Source organism: Olivibacter jilunii, assembly GCF_900607235.1.
Classification (GTDB): domain Bacteria; phylum Bacteroidota; class Bacteroidia; order Sphingobacteriales; family Sphingobacteriaceae; genus Olivibacter; species Olivibacter oleidegradans.
Genome location: NZ_LR027848.1, coordinates 1,015,105 through 1,040,776, shown reverse-complemented (window position 1 = coordinate 1,040,776; position 25,672 = coordinate 1,015,105). Strand labels below are relative to the sequence as shown.

Sequence of the window (25,672 nt, the reverse complement as noted above, 5' to 3'; positions counted from 1 at the left end):
ATCATGATTAAAACACTATATAAAAAATTAGGATACGTCCTTGGATTAGGATTATTGCCTATCGTAACTTCCGCCCAATTACTGGTAAAAGATCAACCGGTCTTTACAAAGGCAGATTCGCTAAGAGGGACATTAACTCCTTTACGTACTTGTTATGACATCAAGTATTATCACTTAGACGTAAAGGTTGATATCGATAACAAATTCATCAGCGGAAGCAACCTTTTTAAATTTGAAGCCACTATGGACTTCGACAGGCTACAGTTTGATCTGTTTGCCAATTTAAAAGTAGAAAAGGTCATTTATCATGGTCAGGAGATGCCTTTTACGCGTAATTACAATGCCGTATTTGTAAACTTCCCGGCTAATATTAAACGCGGCTCGGTCGATTCAATGCAAGTGTTTTATTCAGGCAATCCGCAGGTTGCTAAACGAGCTCCATGGGACGGTGGCTTTGTTTTCTCTCAGGATAGCAATGGTAAACCTTGGGTGGCGACTGCCTGCCAGGGACTAGGGGCCAGCGTTTGGTGGCCTAATAAAGATCATCAAGCGGATGAAGTAGACAGCATGCTAATCAGTGTGAGCGTTCCAAAAGGGTTGACGGATGTTTCCAACGGCCGCCTCATCAAGAAAACAAACCGCAAAGACGGCTACACCCAATTCGATTGGTTTGTACGCAACCCGATCAACAATTACAGTGTTTCAGTTAACATTGGCGACTATGTCAACTTTAAAGATACTTATCAGGGAGAAAAGGGCCCTCTGGACTTAAACTATTGGGTTTTGAGAGAAAACGAAGCGAAAGCTAAAAAGTTCTTCCCGCTTAATGTAATTCCTATGTTGAAGGCTTTTGAACACTGGTTCGGTCCATATCCTTTTTACGAGGACAGTTATAAGCTCGTGGATGTACCTTACACCGGCATGGAGCATCAAAGCGCTGTTACTTATGGTAATGGCTACGCCAATGGTTATCGCGGCCGCGATGCATCAGATACCGGTTGGGGCATGAAATGGGATTTCATTATTGTTCATGAAAGTGGGCATGAATGGTTTGGAAACAACATCACTTCGAAGGACCTCGCGGACATGTGGATACATGAAAGTTTTACCAATTATTCAGAGGCGCTATTTGTCGACTATAACTATGGAAAAGAGGCGGGACAAGCTTATGTGCATGGAATCCGGAGTGGTATCCGAAACGATAGTCCGGTGCAGGGTCCCTATGGAGTAAATCAAGAAGGTTCAGGTGATATGTATCCAAAAGGCGGTGTATTGCTGAATATGATTCGTACCATTATAAATGACGACGAGAAATGGCGGCAGATATTAAGAGGATTGAACAAAACATTTTATCATCAAACCGTTAATTACGAAGATGTAGTCAATTATATCAGTCAACATGCCGGTCGCGACCTAAGCACTGTCTTTGAACAATACGTTAAACACACGAACATTCCTACCCTGGAGTTTCGCTTCAAAGAAGGTAAGACCTACGCACGTTGGATTTCCGATGTGGCAGATTTCACCATGCCGGTGAAGATACGTAAAAAGGACAGTGATTATCAATTTATAGAAGTAGACAGAAGTTGGAAAGAAGTCACTTTACCCGGCGCCAACAAAGACAATATCGAAGTGGATACTTATAACTATTATATCGGTATATTGATTGAATAAATTTAGCTGTTCGCAACCTAAAAAGGCCGTTTTACAATATAAAACGGCCTTTTTACGTCTAATTTAGTGCTGGTAGAATTTCCATACCGTTTTGCTTTCCCTTGTTAAAGGCTTTTCAAGCAAGATAGCTCGAATCATCTCCACCGGCATCGCATTCAATTTGAGCACGGTATCGTGAAATTCCTTTAAGGTATACTTGTGTGATTTCAAGACTTCTCGCTGGAGCGCATAGAACTGTAATCCGCCGATATAATAAGATACCTGGTAAAGCGGAAAGGCCTGACTATCCCTTGATAAAGGCCAATTTAGCTCGCTCTCCACGTTGGCCCGTTCATGTCCAACTTCGTCTACTAGAAAATCAGCGCATTGTTCTGCCGACCATTTGCCCAAGTGAAAGTTAAGCTGGAAGATGATCCGAGCACATCGATACTTACGCCAAAATAACATACCGATTCGTTCTTCCGGTGTCCGCGCAAAACCTTTATCCCACAGCAGCATTTCCCAATATAAAGCCCATCCTTCCATCCAAAAGGGTGTATCAAAATTCCGATAGGTTCGGTAACGGGCATTCATAAAAAATTCTAAATTATGCCCTGCTATTAATTCGTGGTGTACCGTTGCCCGGGAAAAATAAGGATTGTTGCCAAGCATGCGCATTCTTGCCAAGCCAAAATCCATTGTATTGGTTGGGTAAGTTATACTAATTTCCCACCCACCCGTGAAAAAGGCATTTGACTTTTGACGTTCGGGCGACATCATAATCATTCCCCAAGTTTCCTCGGCAAGTTCAGGAATCGTAATTAAGTCATTTTTTTTAAGGAAATCTACCGATTCATCATACAACTTACGGATTACGGCAGGTTGTTGTCCAACGGGTACAGCACTTGCTTTCACTTTTTCCAAAGCAGCTTTCCAATCATTACCAAAGCCTAATGCTGCAGATGCCTTTAGCATTTCCTCCTGGCACCAAGCCATCTCCCGATGAGCAATTGCCAAAAGTTCGTCAGGACTATAGTTAATAAACTCGTGCTGAAGCAGTCGCATCAGCTCCTCTCTACCAATAGGGGTGCGTGTATAAATACCCATCTTGTTTGGTTGTTGCTTCTTTTGAAAAACACCGGCATAACGTACAAGCATGCTATCAGCACGATGATATGCCTCGGGCACCCACCACGAAAATGCCGGATCAAAACCATCATAGAACTGGAAAATACTTGCTGCCGTCCTCCGCAACAAATCCGCTTCTTCTCCTGCTGCTCTAATTTGTTCGGGTTCTAAATGCATATCACTCAAGTTCTTCATAAGCAGAGGAATCGCTTTCGCTATATGCGAAAAAGTGGAAGCAACCCGGGCCGCATCGAGTGAATTTCCGCGCCTACGTGAACGCTCTAATGTAAAAATGCTATCTGCGAAGGGAAATAGACCTTTCAGCTGTTCCATCTGCTGTGTAAGCTTTTCCAATTGATTTTGCTTCTCTTTTAAGTCTCTTGTAAATAATAAATAATCGACTTTACACTCCTGCGGTAATCGATCGAAATCTACATTCTTCAGTTGATTAAGGTATTGCTCATTCAACACCCTTAATCGTGCTTGCCGATCAGGCGATCCCAAGCCCTTTGCCATTCGGTAACGGGGGGCATTTTCTGAGGGAGAATAAAAGCGATAAATGGCTGCTTCATCCGCTTCAAACTGTTTCATCAAATAAGGAATCTCCTGACAGGGTACATACCCTTCTGTGGAAATTTGCGCTTTAACGGATGACGCATTAACAAACAGTAATATAAGCCCAATTGATAAAAATGATTTTCTTTCCATTTGGTTCAAATAAAAAGCGCCAAATCAAAGATTTGACGCTAAAAAATGACAACTTATTGAGCATCCCACCAAACACGCTTCGTGAGCGCATCGCCATTATGCTGTGGTTGCGGATTATTCGTCAACTCATTTAATGGGTATAGCATTTTCCGTGGAATATCAGAAACTGCGTTTTGCACTTTATCTATTGCCGGATAACCCGTTCTACGCCAATCGTTGAAAATTTCCGGCGACAGAAAATTGACAATGGCTTTCTCTTCCATAATGTATGACAAAGCATTGTCAGCATTGATATTTCCTCTGCTTGCTAAATAGGCTGCGATTGCGGTGCTAGACGAAACACCAATATGGGCCATATCTGCTTCAATAGCCTGCTGATATATGGGTGCTGCTGCCTCTGCTCCTGATAAGATTAAAGTAGCTTCCGCTTTCAACAGTAATGCTTCCCGATAATTAATGAGGTTTAACGGCGAATTAGCACTTGCGTAAAATGAGCCGCCTAAAGAATAAGATTCCAGCGAGCCAATACCAGATGAGCCAATAACACGACCTAAATAGGTATTATTCTGCTTTGAGCGGGTAATCAGTTGTGTTATTCTCGGATCATTTCGACTTACCAATGAATCAACGGTTTTTGACGATAAAATAATAGTCTCAACGGGCAGAAAATTTCTGTACCACCTATTCTCTTTGCCCGCTGTACCATCGTACACTAAACGCAAATCGTCTGCATTACTTTGCATACCATTTTCTAAGGCGCTCAACGCTAATTGAGCCTGCGCAGTTGCGGTATGATTTGGCGCTTTTGTAAGGTGCATATAATAACGGGCCTTTAGGGTATAAGCTGCCTTAATCCATTGCGTGGTATTTCCTTGGTAGAAAAAATCCCTGTTGCCCGGTAGTGTTCCACCAGCTGTCTGTAAACTGGCAATACCCTCATCCAACAAGCTCTGAATCGTATTGTAGATCATTTCTTGACTATCATATGCGGGTGTAAAAGTTTCCGTAGCATTTAATGCTTGCGAATAGGGGACATCCCCCCACATATCGGTAGCATACGCAAGGGTATATGCAGTTAAAACACTGGCTATTCCGCTATAAATGGTATTACCTTTCTCGTCCGCCTGTTCTTTCATCAATTTAAGATTCTCCAAACAATCCGTATAGGTATAACGCCAGGTATCATTCAAATCCGCCGGATTTAACAAATAAGTGCCTACATTGGGTGGTGCCTGATTCAAAGCAATCAGCTGCATAAAATGAGCCGCATCAATAGATGCCCAGCCAGCAACCACATTGTGCACCAAATTATATTCGATAGCAGGCAATAACAATGATTCCTGTACCGATGAAGGTTCATTCGGATTTTCATTGACATCCAAAAATTTCTCACAGCTGGAAAACAAGCATGATGCAACGAGTATGATATAAGAAATTGACTTTTTCATCTTTCTAATCAATTAAAAGGTAAGGGATAGCGTGAAATTATACGATCTGGAAGTTGGGGCAGAATTTCCGTACAAACCCAAAGCATCGTTCCCGGATCCATAACTATTTACCTCGGGATCAGAACCCGTAAAATGTGGGGCATATATCCACAAATTCCGTCCGGTTGCTGTTAATGAAGCCCGTTGGAAAGGTGTTTTCTTGATCCATTTTTCAGGAAAATTGTAGGTTAAGTTTACATTACGCAGTTTTACATAGGTACCATCCTGCACAGCCGCTTCATAGATCGCATTCAGTCGCTGATAGTAATCCTGAGCCGACACAGTAACCGTATTTGGTTGGCCTGTATTTATGTTCACTCCTTCCACTATGCGGTCTTCACGATTCTCGGTTGCCTTCGGTGTGCCATAAAAGAACCCATAACGATCATCCGAGTTCATAATATCCCCTCCCTTTCGCATATCGAAGAAAAAGCTCAAATTCAAATTTTTATAGGTAAAGCTGTTGTTTAAGCCTGCCAACCAATCGGGTTGAATATTCCCTATTTTTTGGGACGGTCCAATAACAGGTAAGCCGGTATCATCTATTAATTTTTGCCCAGCCTCGTTGTAACTATAGCCCGGAGCGTAGAACGTGCCATAAGGGTCACCGGTAAATGCAAAAGTCTGTCCAATCTGCACTTGATCGGCACCGCCATAAAGTTCCGTTACCCTGTTTTTTATTTTGGTGAAGTTGAAGGTGAAGTCCCAGGAAAAATCTTCACTTTTAACCGGTGTTACATTTAACAAAGCCTCAATTCCCCTGTTATACATACTCCCGGCATTGATATAGGAATTGCGATAGCCGGTAGAATTCGCTAAGGTAATATACGATAGGAGGTCTGTATGGTCTCGATCAAAATAATTAAACTCCAAGCCGATGCGATTTTTTAGAAACTGGGTTTCCAGACCGATTTCAAGCTCGGTGGTTGTTTCATTCTTCAGGTTCGTGTTACCTAAGTCGCCACTGATTAAAAATCCCGGCACACCGTTAAAGGGAAAATTAGTTGCCGTGTTGTATACTGTCGAAGTGGCGTATGCACGTACATTATCATTACCCACCTTTGAGTAAGAAGCACGCAACTTACCAAAGCTTAGCCAGGGAGTTTGTTCTTTTAAAAGTTCGGAAAACACAAAACCTCCCGACACCGATCCATAATAATAGGTTCGGTTTGCTTTATCAAACACGGAACTTTGTTCCATCCGTCCCGTAAGCGAAAGCGTTAACATTTTTTTGTAATCAACCGTGGGTTGTGCGTAAAAAGATACGCGACGGAAGCGTCTATAATTTTCCGTACTTATCTGATTTTCGGTATTACTGATATTGTCAAAATCATCAACAGTAAATCCTCCTGTTCCTTCCAATTGATAGAGCTGATCATATGTGGCGAACACATTATTGCCCAGCAACATACTTACCTCTAGATCTTCTCCTATCTGTTTACGCGCCTCGGCGATCAAATCGTGGTTGAATTGCCGATAGTTATTATTGCGGTCGCGTAAGACGCCGGTAGTTCCCACCGGTATACTAGGAGCTTCATGGTATTTGGATTGCTCGGAGTATATATCTGCCCCTAAGCGTTCTGTAATGGTTAACCAGTCTGTAGGCGTATAATTAAAAGTAGCGATTGGGATAAAACGATTTCCACGCACATCATTATATACATTTTCTAAAGACCAGTAAGGGTTATTGCGGGAGTAGCGGAAAACACGTTGTGTACCATCGTCATTGGTAGCAGGCAAAGGGTCCCAGGAAAAAGGAGCCGTATACACGGTCCATAAGGGTGCTTCTAAACCGTAACCCTCCGGGGTTCTATGCGCCGTTGTAGCGACATAATTGAACTGGAAAGTGGCTGTAAAATTATCATAGATCTTATTGCTGAATTTAGCAAAGGCCGCATGTCTTTTATAGTTCGTAGTTGGTATTGTACCTTCCTGATCCAGGTAGGAATAAGACATAAAATAATTAGATTTATCTGTTCCCCCTTGTACGCTTAATGTATTTGTATAGGTCTTGCCTGTTTGGAAAAACGCATCCATTGGATTCACATTACGTACCGGTTTACCGTCTACCATCAACGTATCCAAGCGGGGGCCCCAAACCAAGCTTGTTTTCTGATCGTTATCCACTCCATTCCAATACACTCCGCGATCGCCTTGTGCGTAAACCGATTGTACTTGTGGATAAATTGCCTTATCAAGCGAAAATTGTGTGCTAAAATTAAAACTTGGCTTCTGCTCTTTATTACCATTTTTGGTAGTAACGATAACTACACCACGTGCGGCACTTGATCCATATAGGGCCGAAGCGGCCGATCCTTTCAGCACATTAATGCTTTCAATGATGGCCGGATCGATATCTGAGAAACGACTGATACCACTTCCATTACCATTTGTAGCCGTTTGATCATTATTTATAGGAACCCCATCGACCACGATCAAGGCCTCGTTATTTCCGGTTAATGAACTCGTACCACGAATGACAATACGCGAGGAGCTTCCCGGTTGCCCGGAAGAAGAAGTAATCTGTACACCCGAAACTCTTCCTGTTAATGCATTAAGTGGGTTCGGTTCTTTTGTTTTGGCAATATCTGCCCCTGAAACCTCCTGCGTGCTATAGGTTAACTGCCTTTTCTCTCTTTTTATTCCTAAAGCTGTTACAACTACTTCATTCAAGGTTTGATTATCCTCTTCAAGTGTAATGTTTAAAACCGATTGCGCAGTAAGGGTGATCTCTTGCGTCCGATAGCCTAGCGCTGTAATTTTCAAAACAGCTCCCGGCCGGTAATCGATGGTAAAGACCCCATTTACATCGGTGGAAGTGCCTTGCGCAGTTCCGGATAATTTAATAGACACCCCTGGGATAGGGGTCTTGGATTGGTCTACTACCGCTCCTTTTAATGTCTTGGTTTGCGCCTGCACATCTAAAAAAGCCCATAAGCTTACGATGAAGGCAATTAAATAGTTGATTTTCATGATTAATTCGTGTTGGTTTTGTTGCTATTACCTATTTTTTTCTGGACTTTAACAAAACTATTACATAAACCCCTCGAATTATTATCAAAAATTAACTACAACAAACCGAATATTAACATAAAATCAAAAAAAAGCTATTTTATTAGTTATTTTACACCAACAACCAACTACCATCCACAATAAAACAGATGAAAAAGTGTATTATTAGCAACAACTAGTGAAATTCATACAAATTAAAATCAGACAGACGTCCATAACCATATTTTTCTGAATAACTAGCTTGATATGGACCTACTTGCAGCACTTTATCAAGCCATTTTGGCTTAACATACGGGCTTCCTGGAAAATCAACCCATATTTTACCATCTTTACTTCCCCGAACAAAGATTAACCTACCTTCTCGCTGAATTTGCAGATAAGGATAGAAGTCGAAACCGGTATTATTATGCTGTTGTTTTCTCCTATGGTCTAGGTCCGTTACAATATTGCCTATTCCCCAACCAAGCATCACCCCATTTTGCAATAACTGTTCATTTTCTTCATTCACATAACGAACCATCAAACCCACTTCATTTGGACCCAATGGCTTGCGTTGCTGTAGACCGGACAAATCGTTCACTTTTAGTTGCATCAAAAAGTTACCGGATATATTTTTATATAAAAAGGGCCCTCGATTACTACTACCGTCCCAAGCTGTTTTTGCCGAAGCCAGTTCAACAACGCCTTGGCCTTGCCGCATCGTTAAACTATCGGCCGAACCTCCTTCCATACCATCCCAATTATACTGACCGGCAAAATCCTTTTCGAGGTCTAAGCCCTCTCGCATACTAGTAAATCGGTTTTTTTCGACATCCTTTAGCGAAATTTGTTGTGAACTCCATACAAAGCCGTAACGGTTTTTTACAAAAAACCGAAAAGCTCGCTTTTCTGTTTTATTCAAATCTTGTGCAAGGTAGTGGGTGGTTGATTGCCAGGCTGTACTTGTACTGTCGTTATTTATATTTTGAAAACTAAATTGATAACCCCGATTCGCCAGCGAAGTGTCTACCTCCATAAAAGCCAGTTCCTCCGATACCCATTTTGGATGAATCGTATATGTTGGATTAATCTGCTTGTCCGGCTTTAGATTCAGCACGGAATCTGCCCAGCGCTTTAACTCGTTTTCATCTTTAGCCTCATTCAATAAATGAAGCGATTTTAGATAAATGCCTTTTGAGGGAATCATTTTCATGAGTTCCGCATTCAGCTCATTTCGTTTTTCCCATTTATCCGAATGGTAATAATAAAGCCCATCGCGCTGTTTCACGAGGGCCGTTAATGCCCAGGTATCCTTCGTCTTCCGTTTACCATCTGCGTATACCAAAACAAGGCTATAATAAGCCAAACTATCAAGCGTAGATTTTAAATAAGGAAGCAACGCGTCCCTCCCGTTCTTTATGTATACCGCCATTTGCCCTTTGTAAGCGAGTAGTTCAGCGTCCTGATTTTGAAGCTCTATTCCTGATTTACCATAGCCTTTATTTATCCAAGTCTTCACTTTTCCAAACACTAAATCTTTCGCTTCAAACGATCCAACATACGCGCTCTTTTTAGCGCTAATCCGTAATTTTTCAATCTCTTGCGTCGTTAAAGCATAGTCGTACATTTTTAGCGAAGCAATGGCGCCACTGAAGAAGTGCTGTAAACGTCTGTCTGTTCCAATTAATATATCGGCAGATCTTTCCAGAAAAAGCATGCGGTTACCGCGATTCTCTAACTTGCCATTGACATATAATCGCTCTTCCGTACCATCAAAAACAAGCACCACGTGATGCCATTTGTTAGGACTTGGGATATCCTTGAAAGCCAAATTAGCCCACCCCCCATGTACTACTCCCCCGACGGCCGGATCGGATCCATAGCCCAATGATGCATTTGTCAAGTCCCTCCCGCCAGATGCCCATTGAATAATTGGTTCTTCTTTCGCGATGTTTGGATTATTTATCCATGCGCTGATGGTGAAACTACTGTTTCCTCCTACGGTTGGAGGGAGCGCCATTTCAGATTGCCAATAACTTTGTCCGTCAAAAACAAAAGCTTTTCTTCCCTGCACCAAATCAATCGTGTAGCTTCCGTTTTTTACCCGAAAAAGGCCGCCTAACACACCTTTGTTAGCCACCTTTTTATCTGCAGTATGTAGGGCATATTTTTCTGCCTCTAGGTCGACCAGCAGACCCAGACTTTCTTGCTTTCCAACCGGAGCTTGCGGTGTCGACAGTTTTCCTTCTTCATAAGCAATACGAGGTTCGCTAAATATCTTTACGTTCCAGATAGCCCTATTAAGTCCAGATAACTGAGTGTTTTTTATGGTGATTCGAAAATAACGGGCTTTTACATCGCCGTAATCTTTCATCGGGCTACCCCATTGCGTATTTTGGGTGCGGTCTGCAAAAACTTTCCAACGCTGCCCATCGTTAGAATATTCCATCAGGTATTGATAGTACCACGTAGCGTATTCAAACTGAGTTAAGACGCTCCGTATACATTCTTCTTTTCCTAAATCCACTTGCCACCATGCTTCATGCATATTATCGGCGGCTTTCCAGAGCGTCCCATTATTATCGTCGGCCGCATAGTCAGCTCTAAAATCATCGCTATACACAGAAGAAGCACTTATCTGTTTACCAAATGCTAAATTTATGGCTTGAATGGTATTTTTTGCCAATGCGCCGATACCTTGATGTGTAGGCACAACTTTTTTTATACTTCCCTCTTCGTCGAACTCAAGCTTATCTACGGCTATTTGTCGGTGAAAACCACCTCCACTGTGTGGATTGTTATGTCGGTGGTAAACGATGTAAAAATTATCGCCTTCCTGCAATACACTGTTATGCCCGGGACCATGTACGGTACCGTCTTCATTAGTAACTAATACCGGACTGTTTTTGCCATATACAAAAGGGCCCATGGGTCCCTCTTTGCTCGTTACATAATGAACCTTATAACTTGCATCTTCACAATGTTCAGCGCTGTACATTAAATAATAAATTCCATTTCGCTTAAACATAAAAGGTGCTTCAAAAAAGTCTTTTGCAATGGTATTTGGAATGATCCCCGTTTTCGCAAAAGATTTCATATCGGCATTCAACAACCCCATGCCACAACCACTATTCGGATAAATTCCCCAGGTACCCCAAAACATATACATTTTACCATCATCATCCCGAAAGGTTTGGCCGTCTAAAGTAATCACATTGGGTACAAGATAATTCGGGATCACTGCCTCGGTTCCCGGTAATAGCGGAGTCCATGGGCCCGTTGGCGAATTCGATGAGGCTCCATATAGTTCGCAAGGTTGGCTATAATACATATAATAATTGCCATCACTTGCTTTATTCACATCCGGCGCCCAATAAATCGGTGTATTCGGCCAATTCATCGGCTCCATATACCAGTTCACAAAATCTTTGGATTTCCATACTTGAGATGGCCCCAATCCGAAGCCGTTCCCATCCGTCGTGGCATAAATATAATAAGTATCACCCCATTTCTTTATAGTTGGATCAGCGAAATAACCCGGTATGATGGGATTTCCAGTCCTTGGCGAGTTCTGCCTTAGCGCTTGCGTAAATCCACTAAGCGAACAAAGAAGTAGAAAGAAAACAAAAATCTCTTTTTTATCCATTATATTCTAAAAATAAGGAAGAGCCATCTCTTGCCCATAGAGATGGCTTTCCACATCAATTAAACAAACATAAACCAACTATTTAGGCCTTTTTACACTGTAAAAACCAAAGTTAAGGTCTTAGCGAATGGACAACCATCCAGATATTAACAGACTATTGTCTTTTTTTAACAATAAATGTCTTTAAAACAGTTATTTTATTTTTCTACCAACGTTCGATAGAAACGAAAATAGATAGCTGGCAAATAAATGGTTACTATTGGTTAAAATACTTTTAGTTTTAACTGCCAGCAAGTCATTAATTTCGTACAACGCAAATAAATGTCAACAAAACATTTATAAACTGAGCTCATACCCAATTATAAATTAAGTTCAAACTAAGGCAAGCACTACAGAATCCGAAACAGTAGTGATTATTATTATGTAACACTAAATTAATGAGCAATGCACAACAGTTCATGACCCCTTTTTATCCTTCTTCCTTCACAAGCTACAAGGATGGAAGAATCAACATTGGCCAAAGTATTAAAATCAAAGTTTAACGTAAGTTTTATTATTATTTATGAAAAAAATCAACATTTCAGAGAAGGTGGGGCACTTTCGATTAGCTATGCTAGTTCCATTTTTCATTTGCCTTCTTATGCTCGCCACTGTTCTTTCATGTAAGAAAAATCCTTTTCATCCGGTTCCCGGAGAGGAGGTCGATAGTTTAGCAATTTATATTCCGCAAGAATTCCAACATATGGACTTCAATGATACGACGAGCACCTGGTGTTATCCTCGTAGCAGGCAATCAGAACACTTCATTGTCTTTTGGGGAGCAAAATATGGAGATAACGATCCAAATTCAACCGATATTCCCTCTAAATATCGGGTCAATATCGATGATTTGCTAACTAAAGCTGAATCTTTTTATGATTTAAATATCAATGTATTAAAATTTGCTGAGCGTGGTAAGGGTAAATCGAATCTCGACAAATATAAGATGATGATTTTCCTTTATTACCAAGACGAATGGTTAGCAACAGGTTCCGGTTACGATGACGTAATCGGCGCGCTCTGGATAAGTCCGGGCACCTCACAACCCGTTGGTTCCACCATCGCTCATGAAATAGGGCATAGTTTTCAATATCAGGTTCATTGCGATTTAGGCGGTGGTTCGGGTTTCCGATATGGTTTTGGTGGCAATGGAGGAAACGGTTTTTGGGAACAGACCGCGCAATGGCAAGCCTATCAAAGCTATCCGTTGGAAGCGTTCTCTTCACACAATTTCACCGTTTACACGCAAAACTATCATCGGCATATTCATCATGAATGGCAACGTTATGCAAGTTATTTCATCCATTACTATTGGGCAAATAAGCATGGCATTGACATCATTGGGAGAATCTGGCGTGAAGCACAACAGCCGGAAGACCCGATACAAGCTTATATGCGGATAACCGGTATTTCCAATGCGCAATTAAACGATGAATTATATGACGCAGCAGCAAAATTTGCCACATGGGACTTAGATGCTTTGCGGGAAAACGGAAAAAATTACATTGGAGCTCATAGCTTCAATTTTAATGAACTTGCCGATGGCAGTTTTCAAGTTGCTTATGACCATTGCCCAGGCACATCCGGTTATAATATCATACCACTGAAGGTACCCGCTGCCGGAACACAAATATCAACGGCGTTCATGGGTCTACCTAATGCGACAGGGTATAATACGGTGGACGCTTCGCGCGCAGGTTGGCGGTACGGTTACGTAGCTTTATTAGCTAATGGAGCCCGCGTATATGGGAACATGGAGCAGGGTATTAATAAGACAGTGAATTTTACCATTCCCGAAAACTGTGCAAAGCTATGGTTTGTTGTAACAGGAGCACCTAGTACCTATGCAGTACATCCTTGGGATGAAGACGAAAACAATGATGAACAGTGGCCGTATAAAGTTAAGTTTACAAACACTACACTCATCAATCATATCGATCTAGAAGAGGATGCCACACCAAAGGACACTACATTTACCTATAATGTAAGCTTTCCGAGAGATACTGTGAATTACTCGGGTAAGACCGTCTCGATAGACGTAACTCCTCTTGCCCAAGCTTTTGTACTACAACCTGGCAAGATCACACAATTAATGGGAAGTAGCGTTAAATTCTATGCAGTGGAGAGCAATGGAAATTTAAATGCGACGACGACCGCCAATGGCTATGGACACTGGTTCGATGCAAACGGCAATGTTATTAATTGGGGAAATGACGCAAAAGTTTTCTCGGAGTTTAATGCCACAAATTTTACTTTTTCAATAGGACAATATCCCGGTCATTCGACTCCAGGCAACCAATATACGGTGAAACAGGCCTTAGTTTACGAATATGAGCCAGGAAAAACGGCGCAAGCTACATTTGTATTCAAAATTAACATCGAATAAACTGTAAAGAGGAGTGTTCTCGGACACTCCTCTTTATGCTAATAACTCACCGCTAAGCCAATACTAAAAGATCTTCCTCTTCCTTTAGAATAGAATCCCGGTTGCATAAACCACTGGGCTCTTGCCGGAAAATAGTCTTCATTAAAAATATTGTCAATTCCAACCATAATGTGGGTATTCCTTTTCACTTGATAATTTCCCGAAAAACTAAAGAGGTTGTACGACTGCACCGGGCCTTCATTACCATTATATGCACCTTTTACATTTTTTTCAAAACGATCCCTTGAGGCAATCCCAGTATAATAAAGGGTTAAATTTAGCGCTTTAATAGGTCTATAGCTAATGTTTCCGGTTATCTTTGGCGCAGAGATCCTTCTCCCATTTAAGTACATATCTTCGGGATCGTTATATTTGCCGTTATCATTGACATCTCTTTTCCCTTCCGTATAACTATAGCTGGCACCCAGTTGGACAGCCGAAGAAATAAGGTAATCTGCGGCTATTTCAAATCCATAGATTTTCTCAGGACTTCTTACGGTATTAAATAGGTCAGTATTCGGATCGTAAACCACTTCAATGCCTAATTGAGAAGTACTCCTGTACGCTGAAAGACTAAATATTAAATTATCCAATCGACTTTCAAATCCAGCTTCATAGTTATTCACTTTTACTGCATCCGTATTTATTTTATCGATGCTATTTACTTTTGCATCTCTTAAAGCTAAGCCAATATCCATAACAGAGAAGCCCTGGGAGAAGCTCACAAAAGGACTAAATAAATTGAGTCGATTATACTTCAAACCTACATTAAACAATCCGGTGCCATATTTTAGGTTGCCACCGGCAACGTTAAAAGACGGTGTTAGTGTCTCACCGCTCGCATTCGTTGTACGAAGTGTTGTATAATCATCGACCTTAATTTTTACGTCTTCGTAACGAAAACCTGTTTTTAGAATTAAATCATTAAAAAAAGTGAAGTCCGCTTGTGCAAAAGGCGCAAGGTTGTTCATATCCATTGTGGGAACCCAAATTCTTCCATCCACCAGCGGTTGCGCCGTTTTATCCTTTAAAAAATCAAAGCCATAAGACAAATTGGCTTTTGCTCTTTTACCAACTAAAATGGGTGTGTGTAGAAATAACCTAGCACCCTTTTTATCGTTGCTTGCTAAAGATTGTCCATCCCCTCCATCAAAACGCCCTATTGACACATAAAACACATCTTTTCTTTTTTCATAATAAGCATCAATATTCATCGAACTGTTCAGAAATAAGTGATCTATTGTGTAAGCAAAATGTAAGTTATGGTTATAATCCACCCCTGTTGGTATTCCCAAAGGTTTTCCTAAAACCCCGGTTGCCTTTTGTCCCGTCGCTATGTTTCCATTTATAAGTGTAAAATTGCTGTTTTGTAAACTGCTGTATAAATTATAGGTGAATTGCAATCGCTGATGTGTATCAGGTTCAAAACCTATTTTAATGAAGGTGTTATAGCTATCGGTTTCACCAAGGCTGTAGTTTGGGCCCACCACATCACCTTCTGCGTCTTTATACTCGCCTGTCTGCTCATACATACCACTTACTACGTAATCGAACTTATTGATTTTCCCATAAAACTGCTGACTTAATCTACCGCCCAGTGAATTTTTTGAATCTATTAAAGAACCTGTAACGTTTACCTGTGTCTTACCGGCAAAACGAGCGGCAGTGTCAGGCACCATGGTAACATAGTTAACTAAACCTCCTGCTGCACCATTTCCATAGATAGCTGTGGCTCCTTTTACGACTTCGATTTGCTGCAGAACCGACGGATCAATGGAGCGAATGTCAACCTCTGCATTACGCAATGGAGAGGACTGACTTACACCATCTATCATTACCAACATAGGGCGCCCTCGTAAATTCTGACCGACATTATTACCGGTCTGTGCCGTCGGAGCAAAACCAGGCACCTGATTGGCCAATATATTACTCAAGTCCGGGTTGATAGCCATTTCGGTTTCCAGTTTTTTCTTGGAAACTACTGTTACTGATGACACGATATTACGAATCTCCTCCGCCTTACGTGTAGCAGAGATAACAACTTCATTCAAGCGATTGGCTTTCGTTTGTAAATGGATCGTAATCGTAGTGTCTAGTTTAAGATGTTTTAATGCTAATAAAAAGTCCTCATAACCGACAGCCCTTACCTTTAACACGGCGGTTAAATCAGGATGAACTGTTAAGCTGTATTCCCCTTCTGTATTAGCAGTGGTCTTTAATGAATCCGCGATTGATATATTGGCATAGGGCACCGGTCTGTTCTTATCTTTCACAAAACCATTGATACGTAATGTCTGAGCATAAGTGGGTAACAAATAGGTTGTCATCATTAAGCATACAACCAAATATTTTCGCATCATATTCAAAATTTGGCCGCAAATATATAGAAACAAAAATTTATTTAGAATAATTTAAAATAGATTGTTTAGACTTATTTTAAATAATATATTTGCTCCCAAAAATCTAAATACCCATGCTACAAAGGTTTACTTTCTTTATTTTTATTTTTTTATGGACTTACGGCTCGGCCCTCGCCCAAGTCACCAGTATAAACGGTACCATCCGTACTTCGGACGGAAAACCTGCCGAATTGGTGAGTATCACCGTAAATGGTACTAACCTCGGAGCGGTAACGGACAAATTCGGCAGTTATTCTATAAAGGGCGTTACTCCTGGGTCCTATGTGCTTAAAGTAACTTCTGTAGGACTAGAAAAACAGGAAAAAACGATCGAGGTAAAACCAGGCAGTCCCTTAACAATAAATTTTTCGTTGGCGGAAAACGCCGCTACCTTGCAAGAAGTGCTTGTGTCCACTAAAAATCTAAATAAAAAGGACAATTACGTTGCACGAATGCCGCTTAAGAAATTGGAGAACCCGCAAGTATATAGCATCGTATCATCAGAGACGATGAAAGAACAAGGGCTTACCAACTTTGACGATGCTTTACGCAATGTACCGGGCATTACGCGTACTTGGGAATCAACAGGGCGGGCGGGTGATGGAGCCTCTTACTTTGCATTAAGGGGATTTGACTCTCAACCCATTATGTACAATGGTTTACCAGGCTTAACGAGTGGAAACCTCGACCCCATCAATATCGAAGAAATACAAGTGATCAAAGGACCTTCAGCCACCTTATTCGGCGGCAGCTTCTACAGTTATGGAGGGATGATCAATACGATCACCAAGAAACCATATTATGAATTCGGTGGTGAGATCACTTATCAAATGGGAAGTTACGGACTAAACAGGGTAACAGCAGATATTAATACCCCTTTAAGTAAAACAGAAAAAATAGCGCTGCGCATCAATACAGCCTATCACGATGAAAACAGCTTCCAAGATGCGGGTTTCAAGAAGTCCTTTTTCATAGCTCCATCGTTGGTTTATGAGGTAAACGATCGACTGTCTTTCCATTTGATGGCAGAAATTCTTGAAGAAGAGCGTGCCGTTCCACCTGTATTTTTTCATTCAGACCGTACCGGACCGCTACCATTTAAATCGCTCGAAGAACTTAACTTGAATAATGATCTATCATTTACCAATAATGACATGACCATTAAAAATCCACGATTTAATCTACAGGGTCAAATGCTCTACAAAATATCAGAACAATGGACTTCGCAAACGGCTATTTCAAGAGGGACTGTGAAGTCTGATGGTTATTACACCTATATCTGGGACGACGGAATCAGCGATTCGTATTTTGACCAATTTTTTCATAAAGAAAGACAAACAACCAGTGTAACCAATATTCAGCAAAACTTTAACGGCGACTTCAACATTGTTGGACTTCGGAATCGCTTATTGGTAGGATTAAACTACTTTAGCCGAAATGTTATTGATAATGGCTCAGGCACAGCGGCCGTAAGAAAAGTTACCCCACAACAAGCAGAAGTGGAATATATCAAACCGGGTACCACTGACACGATTGCACCTGTTTACCTCTCGCGCGCTTTCGTTGACCAGATTCTAGCAGGCACGGGGGGTGCCAACAGTAATGTGAGTAACAGTTCGTATAGTGCGTATGTCTCCGATGTATTGAACATTACACCCGCACTATCGGCAATGGCAAGCTTACGGGTTGATCATTTCGTTTCAAAAGGGGAAAAAAGCGACCTGGAAGATGATTTTAACCAGACAGCATTATCTCCAAAGTTTGGCCTAGTTTATCAACCTATTTTGGATAAGGTGTCCCTTTTTGCCAATTATATGAACGCTTTTATCAATGTAGCCCCTCGTTCAGTTGCTGATCCCGATGGAAGTAATCCGCGCATAAAATCGTTTAAACCTGAGCTGGCTAATCAATTCGAGTATGGTATAAAAACCGATTTGTTCAATGAACGTTTAAATACCACCGTATCGGTATATAATATTAAGGTGTCAGATAGGGTATCGCCGGATCCCGCTAATGTAAACAACTCATTACAGGGAGGTAAAGTTCAGAGTAAGGGCTTTGAGGTTGAAGTGAATGCCAACCCCATGCAGGGGCTCAATCTAATTGCTGGATATAGTTACAATAAAACCGAGGTTATAGCAGGTGATGAAGCGGATTTTTATAGTGAACCCGGCCGCGCGATTGGAGGTCAAGGTCCACAAAACCTTGCGAATTTATGGGCAAGTTATCGGTTCACAAGCGGGAAATTACAGCATTTCGGTGTTGGCGTCGGAGGTAATTATGCTGGTAAATATCGGGTAATTGATAGTAGTATAACGGGCGAATTTGATTTACCAAGTTATGTATTACTCAATGCAGGGCTGTTTTATAACCAAACACATTATCGCATATCCTTTAACCTAAATAACATCACCAATAAGGAATATTATATAGGTTATTGGTCGGTTAACCCACAGAGGCTCCGCAACTTCGCTGCCAGCTTTAGTTATAAGTTTTAGATCGATTACATGACTGATTAACCTCCGGATTTAGCGCGCATCATACGCTTCATGATGGGGTTAATCAGTATCAAGCCAATACCTATCCATACGGCATATAAGGCTAATTGCTTATAACCTTCCGTATAGGCCAATAACTTATCATATAAAGAGGCCTTTTCATCGGTAATGGACATATCCGCGCCCAATAAACCGGCAACATATTGCCCGTAAGCGCTCCCTAGGAACCAAAGTCCCATCATCATACCCGTCAGCTTTTGGGGAGACAATCTAGTGATGACAGACATTCCGATTGGACCTATGCATAGCTCACTCAAAGTGATAAAAAACCAAGCAAGTGTAAAAATATTCAAAGAAGTTTTACCCTGTTCATTTGCATAAAACCGAGTTGCGAAAAACAAATAGAATCCGATAGCCAGTAAAAAGAATCCGATGCCAAACTTAATTAAGGTATTGGGCTCGATCTTCTTCTTCGCCATCCAAATCCATAACATTCCCAAGGGCGAGCTACAAAGTACAATAAAGAGCGCTCCCGATGAATTATTGATCATGTTGGGATCGATTTGGAAGAAAAGGAGCTCATGTTTTAAATTATTAGCCGCGAACAAACTCAAAGAACCACCCATTTGCTCAAAGAATGCGATATAGAAAATATAAGCGATAATGAAGATCAGTGCCGCTAACAGAGGGTACCGAAACCGCTTATCCGACAGTTTGAACCATTCATAAAAGAAATATATTAGCGCTATCGGACCGATTGTATACATAAAAAGGTCGGTATACTGCGTGTTTTGAATCATGATCAAGATGCAGGGGATCGCCAGTAAGGCTAGAAAATAAACGAGTATTTCATTGCGTCTACGTTTTCCTTTTGGTTGATGTAACAGCGGCGATAAACCAATGGGGCCCAATTGTTTTTTTGAGAAATGAAAAGTAATGAGTCCGATCAACATTACCCCACCTGCCGCAGCAAAGGCGGAACTCCAATTCACGTATTTTCCAAGATAAACGCACAGGATACCGCCCAAAAACGATCCAATATTAATACCCGCGTAAAACATACTAAAACCAGCGTCTCTCCGTGTGTCGGTGGGTTTGTATAGCTGACCAACCATCGAAGAAATATTGGGTTTAAAAAAGCCTGTACCAATAATAGATAAGGAAATTCCAATATAAAAGAAATGATTTGGTGAAATAGCAATTAAAGTACTACCTGCAATCATTACCAAAGCGCCAAAAATCAGGGATTTATTAAAACCTAAGACTTTATCCGCTACGATGCCCCCCATAAAAGTGAAGGCGTACACAAAAGCCTGGATAGCACCATATTTGAGGTTCGCTTCCCGATCATTTAAAGCCAATTGATCCACCATAAACAGGGCCAATATCCCTCGCATACCATAAAAGCAAAAGCGTTCCCACATTTCTACGGTAAAGAGATACCAGAGTTGTTTTGGATATTTTCCTTCAAAATTTTGGATTTCCTCTAAAGTTGTTGGAGGCATAACATGTATTTGGATTTGACGATAAAATTAGGACGAATGTAAATAATTATCCCGTTAACAAATAAAAATCTATCAGTTGTTTTTATGTTACAACTGATAGATATACGCTCAAAATATACTTTTTCAAACTACGGAACAAACACCGGGACTTGGCTTGGGTTTGGATTCTGCTCCAATGATCTGTTGTTAATCACTTCTTTTTCAGGTATCATGAGAATCAGTTTATTGGAGTTTTTTGGAACGCTGACATTTTGATAATGCCCTTGTGCACTTGTCCGTTCCACCGATAATTGCAAGCGCAGAATATCGAACCATTCAAGACCTTCCCCCCACATTTCCTTTCGCCGTTCCAGTAAAATGGCATCGATTAACGCTTCTTGACTCGAGGTGCTCGTTACCGCTGCGCCTCGTTCTTGCTGTAGGGTATTTAACACTTGTAAAGCAGTTTGTAAATCATTTTGTCTTGCTGCTGCTTCTGCTTCTACCAAATACATTTCTGCTGCCCGAAAATCGTAAAGGTGGCCATATGGAGGCTCGTCCCGCAATTCCCGGAATTTCGTGGCAGCATATTTCCCGGGGTACAACGGATTTTCAATAAAAAGGGCTCGTGGATCATCTTTCATTATTACCTCAACAAAATAATTGGATGGTAAAATTTGTTCGGCCTGCCAAGGCGCATTATTTTGTCCAAAATCAAACCAACAGGCAGGCGAATCATACCACCAGTAATCTTGCGAACCTTGTTCATAACCCAAAACCCACTCTTTATTAGGTGAAGAAAAGCCTGCTTTATATTCACCCGTCGTCATCAATTCATAGTTTGTACGGATTCTATTGGCATATTTTTGTGCATTAACCCAGTCTTCGATGGTAAGATACACTTCTGCCAAAAGAAAATTGACAACGTCAACATTGTAATAATTAATACTAGGGCGATTAAAGTCTATTAATAAAGTTTCAGCGTTAGTTAGATCAGCAATGATTTGATTGTAGACTTCTTCTACGGTTGCTCTCGCTTTTGGATTTAAATCGGAAGTTAATTGTAGAGGGACACCTGGCTTATCCTTAGCAATGATGTATGTGTGTTGATACATACGAACCAAATTAAAATAACAACGGGCTCGTAAAGCCAAGGCCTGTCCCTTAATTGCGTTCTTCTCTGACTGCCCTCCTATTGCTTGGTCCACATTCTCTAAGATAATATTGGTATTATTGATAACCCTATACATGGTAGTCCACATCGTAGATGTGACACCGCTAGTCGCATCGTAACGTTGGTTACTATAAGTATAGAAGTACCAATTATTACCTACCTGCTCTTGATTGACCATCATATCCAAACCTGAAACGGTTGATAACAATTTAATTCCTAAAGGACTAGATGTCGCTGGATTATCACTGCTTCCATTGTTTCCATCTCGCATCATGCGATAAGTACCTTGTAACAGTAAATTCAAACCGGTAACATCTTGCAGAACCGTTGTATTGGTCAAATCAGAAGTTGGCTCTTCTGTCAAGAATTTCTCGCAACCAGTGCTTAGCAATAGCATCGTTGTCAATAGACCTATTAAAGTTTTATTTATAAATTTCATTTTGTTATATTTTTACGCCTCATTTAAAAAGACACGTTTAAACCTAAAGAATAACTCCTTAATGCAGGAACACCTGAACTAGCATCCACTACACCAACTAAACCATTACCATAGTTCTCGGGATCCGTACCACGGCCTTTTGCACTGCCAAAGGTGAGTAGATTATCTCCTCGGAAATAGATTCTTAATGCAGAGAGGCCCCACTTCGACACTAACGACTGCGGTAAATTATACCCCAGCATCACATTTTTCAAGCGTACGAAATTATTAGTGAATATATATTGATCGCTGTAACGCGCATTGGCAAAAGCATCAAATGTACGGTACGTATAGATCTTCGCGATATCGGTTACATCTCCCGGTTTCTGCCAACGGCGATCCAAATTATCGTAGGCGGCAAAATTCTCCCGCAATACATTACTTTCTGAGTAGTTGTAATCATATAGCTTACCACCGAAGCTATAATAAAGCATAAAGGAAAGATCTAAGCTTTTGTATCGAAAATTATTGGTGAATGCGCCAAAAACATCAGGCAATACAGAACCCTGATTGATGCGTTGTTCGTTCACATTCACTTCATTGTAGTTTTCTGTCTTTTCCTGACCAATAATATTTCCGTTTCCGTCAAATTCATATTTCCACCATTGGTTATGTCCATTATCGGGGTTGACACCGGCGAAACTGGGGGCATAAATATCATAACGCGACCCGCCTTCTTTCCATTTAAAAATGGCAACACCCTGACTATATTGCTCCTCTTTGCTTGGTAGACTTGTTATTATATTCTTATAGCTAGTGGCATTTAACGAAACATTCCAATCAAAATCCTTTGTTCGGACGGCTGAATAATTCAGATCTACCTCCCATCCTTTGTTCTGCACATCTCCAATATTGGTTAAAATTGCATCCATTCCTAAAGAAGGGGCCAATGGCCTGTTTAACAAAAGATCTTGTGACTTACGTGTGAAATATTCTACACTTCCGGAAAGTTTGTTAAAAACTGAAAATTCAAACCCAATATTCGTTTGAATATTCGTTTCCCATTTTATATTTTCATTCTCTAACTGATTTAATCGTACACCGACAGTTCCAACATAGCTTGTTGGCCCGTATAAAGCTTGATAAGCATAGTAATTTCCTACGCGATCATTCCCCACTTCACCGTAACTGGCTTTCAGTTTTAGGTTCTGTAACCAGTCTTGTGTATTCTCCATAAAGGACTCTTCAGAGATACGCCAAGAAGCACCTAAAGAATAAAATTGTCCCCATCGATGATCAGGATGAAAACGGGAAGATCCGTCAGTACGAATGCTACTCGATATATAAAAGCGATTATCAAAATCATATTCCGCTTTACCAAAGAAACTGGCGAGACCATAACGTCCAAAGGTTGACCACGCAGTTGGATCATTAGATGCAAGTGAGATTTCTTTAAAGTAAGGAAGCGCAAGTCCTGAGCGGGTTACTCCAGAACCAGAAGTAGTATAAGAATAAATTTCCTGCCCAGCGAGTACGTTGATATGGTGCAAGTTATTGAAGGTCTTATCATAAGTTAACACATTATTAACTGTGTGCGAATAAGATCGGTAGTTGTCGCGCTGCACATAACCTTCTGATGGAAGCAGCTGATTCTCACGTTCAGGACTTTTCCACATACTATAGAAGTTGTCAATCAGTTGGAACGAATAAGTCGTTTTCAGGCTTAACCCGTCTAACAATCGGAACGTAAGAGCAGATACGGTTTGTAAATTATCGGTTTGGCTATTTTTTGCTTCTGTTAACGCTCCATAGGCACTCCATCGAGGCCACCAGGCACGACCGTTAGCTACACCCTCATCTAGTTGCGGTTTTCCGGTAAAAGGACTTATCGCATATGAATTGGTTTCATAGTCCCATAAATAGGCTGAATATTCCGTTGGCATCACACGAAACACCCGTGCATCAAAGCCACCGTTTACATCCGCACTGTTCATAAACATAATGGAGTTACTCATACTGAACCAATCGTTGATCTTTGAATTCAAGGCCACTCTTCCAGTGTAACGTTTAAAACCGTCGCTGATATGAACGCCCTTATCATTCAGGTAGGAAAAGGAGGCATAATAGGTATTATTTTCGCCCATTGCCCCGCTAAAATCCACTCCGTAATCTTGCTTTAAACGATAGTTGAACGCTTCATCAAACAGATCAAAATCCCATAAGCGTTGCGCTTCCGGCTTTATTTTCCCGTCCAAACCCACGGGGTAATCCATGTTCCAACCCGAACGATAATTCCTGATCAGGTTACCGTTCGCATCATAGAGGGGCGTCGTATTCCAAAATACAGAAGGTACCCGGTTACTCGCGTACTCTCGCGCTTCTTCATCGGATTTTCCATCAAAATCTCGCGCATCGTTGTACAAGCCTTCCCACGCCAATTCCCATTGTTTGGCGGGAGATACTCGTTCAGGAAACTTCACGGCAAAATCACTAGTTGTCCAAGCGGCCCGTGCATTCACCCTCGCTTTGCCGCTCGCGCCGCGTTTCGTGGTAATCATAATCACGCCATTTGCCGCTCTTGAACCATAAAGCGAAGTAGCAGCCGCATCTTTCATCACGGTGATAGACTCGATGTCCGACGGAGAATAAGCATTTAAATTCACGTCGGAAGGAACTCCATCGACGACGTATAGGGGCGCCATTTCTGCCGTTAATGATCCGATACCTCGTATGTTAATAGTTGGGTTCGCTCCAGGTCGTCCTGAAGTATTTGTGACCTGCACACCTGCGGAAAGACCTTGCAAGCCTTGCGCAACGTTGGAAGTGTTTACGTTTTCAAGCTGCTTCGCATCAATGACGGTAGCCGACCCGGTAAAGGACGATTTTTTGCTCGTTCCGTAGGCCGTAACCATAACCTCATCTAACCCGGCGATATCATCTTCCATCACTACTTCAAGATTATTTGAGTTGGTCACAACCAGCTCGTAATTCTTATACCCTATAGATCGGAAGATTAACTTAACACCAAGCTTCGGTAACTTGAGTAAAAATTTTCCTGATTCATCAGTTTTCGTACCGATACCCTCTCCGTCTTGCACAATACTCACGTCTGGTAATGGAAGTCCTCTCGAATCTTTTACATGTCCTGTTATCTGTTCCTGCGCTTGTACTCGCATTACGGAAAATAGCAACAGCATTAAAAACGTCCAACTGAGACGCCTTTTACTGGTTTGGTAGTTTGTCTGCATACAAATTTAAATTATAGTTAATACATCGTGTGGATACACAAAAGTTAGATCTCGCAGTGATTTCCTCGGTTCTGATAAACAAATAATTGGATAGCGTTAGTATATAAATGTCATTTAAACATTTATATTTCAAATGTAGAATGAAATGAGAAGCCTTACTTGCCGGATTTTAACAGGAACATTTCAATTTTTAACCAGTTTGTTACATGCTTTTCATATCTGCGAAGTTTCAGGAAATAAATAGTAATCTGAAAGGATGGATATCCTCTATTTTACTCTCCTGGCGACCCGTAAAGGTAGAAGCCCTCATGAATAAATAAAGACTGCACTATGTAGCCGTCGCTCCTAGTGCAGTCAAAGAGTCTGTATGGATT

General features: G+C 41.2%; 11 protein-coding genes. 3 read left to right on the top strand and 8 right to left on the bottom strand.

Annotated elements, in window-relative coordinates; all coding sequences use genetic code 11:
* Positions 1 to 3 precede the first annotated feature (3 nt).
* Complete coding sequence (locus E0E36_RS04235; RefSeq protein WP_130854839.1) at positions 4 to 1,674, top strand: M1 family metallopeptidase; 1,671 nt, start codon at positions 4 to 6, stop codon at positions 1,672 to 1,674.
* 63 nt (positions 1,675 to 1,737) lie between these two features.
* On the opposite strand, the gene E0E36_RS04230 is transcribed toward E0E36_RS04235, so the two are convergent.
* The 4 genes from E0E36_RS04230 to E0E36_RS04215 all read right to left on the bottom strand — a co-directional run bounded on the left by E0E36_RS04230 (position 1,738) and on the right by E0E36_RS04215 (position 11,613).
* Positions 1,738 to 3,489 (bottom strand): DUF885 family protein, encoded by a 1,752-nt coding sequence (locus tag E0E36_RS04230; protein ID WP_130854838.1) that lies wholly within the window; start codon positions 3,487 to 3,489, stop codon positions 1,738 to 1,740.
* Positions 3,490 to 3,542: 53 nt separating this feature from the next.
* Positions 3,543 to 4,937: a SusD/RagB family nutrient-binding outer membrane lipoprotein gene (locus tag E0E36_RS04225; RefSeq protein WP_130854837.1), complete on the bottom strand. Its 1,395-nt coding sequence runs from the start codon at positions 4,935 to 4,937 to the stop codon at positions 3,543 to 3,545.
* Between the two features lie 12 nt (positions 4,938 to 4,949).
* The gene (locus tag E0E36_RS04220; protein WP_130854836.1) at positions 4,950 to 7,949 is read right to left on the bottom strand and encodes a SusC/RagA family TonB-linked outer membrane protein; all 3,000 of its coding nucleotides are present in this window, start codon (positions 7,947 to 7,949) and stop codon (positions 4,950 to 4,952) included.
* 214 nt (positions 7,950 to 8,163) lie between these two features.
* Positions 8,164 to 11,613: a family 43 glycosylhydrolase gene (locus E0E36_RS04215; RefSeq protein ID WP_130854835.1), complete on the bottom strand. Its 3,450-nt coding sequence runs from the start codon at positions 11,611 to 11,613 to the stop codon at positions 8,164 to 8,166.
* A gap of 562 nt (positions 11,614 to 12,175) precedes the next feature.
* Between E0E36_RS04215 and E0E36_RS04210 the strand changes: the two genes are divergently transcribed.
* Complete coding sequence (locus E0E36_RS04210; protein ID WP_130854834.1) at positions 12,176 to 14,038, top strand: DUF4859 domain-containing protein; 1,863 nt, start codon at positions 12,176 to 12,178, stop codon at positions 14,036 to 14,038.
* Positions 14,039 to 14,076: 38 nt separating this feature from the next.
* Here E0E36_RS04210 and E0E36_RS04205 read toward each other — a convergent pair whose 3' ends face one another.
* On the bottom strand, positions 14,077 to 16,437 hold the full coding sequence (locus E0E36_RS04205) for a TonB-dependent receptor (protein WP_130854833.1): 2,361 nt from the start codon (positions 16,435 to 16,437) through the stop codon (positions 14,077 to 14,079).
* 113 nt (positions 16,438 to 16,550) lie between these two features.
* Here E0E36_RS04205 and E0E36_RS04200 point away from each other — a divergent pair, with 113 nt between their 5' ends.
* Positions 16,551 to 18,974: a TonB-dependent receptor gene (locus E0E36_RS04200; protein WP_130854832.1), complete on the top strand. Its 2,424-nt coding sequence runs from the start codon at positions 16,551 to 16,553 to the stop codon at positions 18,972 to 18,974.
* Between the two features lie 17 nt (positions 18,975 to 18,991).
* Here E0E36_RS04200 and E0E36_RS04195 read toward each other — a convergent pair whose 3' ends face one another.
* The 3 genes from E0E36_RS04195 to E0E36_RS04185 form a co-directional block, all read right to left on the bottom strand.
* Positions 18,992 to 20,479: a peptide MFS transporter gene (locus E0E36_RS04195; RefSeq protein ID WP_130854831.1), complete on the bottom strand. Its 1,488-nt coding sequence runs from the start codon at positions 20,477 to 20,479 to the stop codon at positions 18,992 to 18,994.
* A 128-nt stretch (positions 20,480 to 20,607) separates the two neighbouring features.
* Positions 20,608 to 22,071 carry a RagB/SusD family nutrient uptake outer membrane protein gene (locus tag E0E36_RS04190; protein ID WP_130854830.1) on the bottom strand — a complete coding sequence of 488 codons (1,464 nt, stop codon included), beginning with the start codon at positions 22,069 to 22,071 and terminating at the stop codon, positions 20,608 to 20,610.
* Between the two features lie 23 nt (positions 22,072 to 22,094).
* Complete coding sequence (locus E0E36_RS04185; protein WP_130854829.1) at positions 22,095 to 25,298, bottom strand: SusC/RagA family TonB-linked outer membrane protein; 3,204 nt, start codon at positions 25,296 to 25,298, stop codon at positions 22,095 to 22,097.
* Between the last annotated feature and the right edge of the window lie 374 nt (positions 25,299 to 25,672).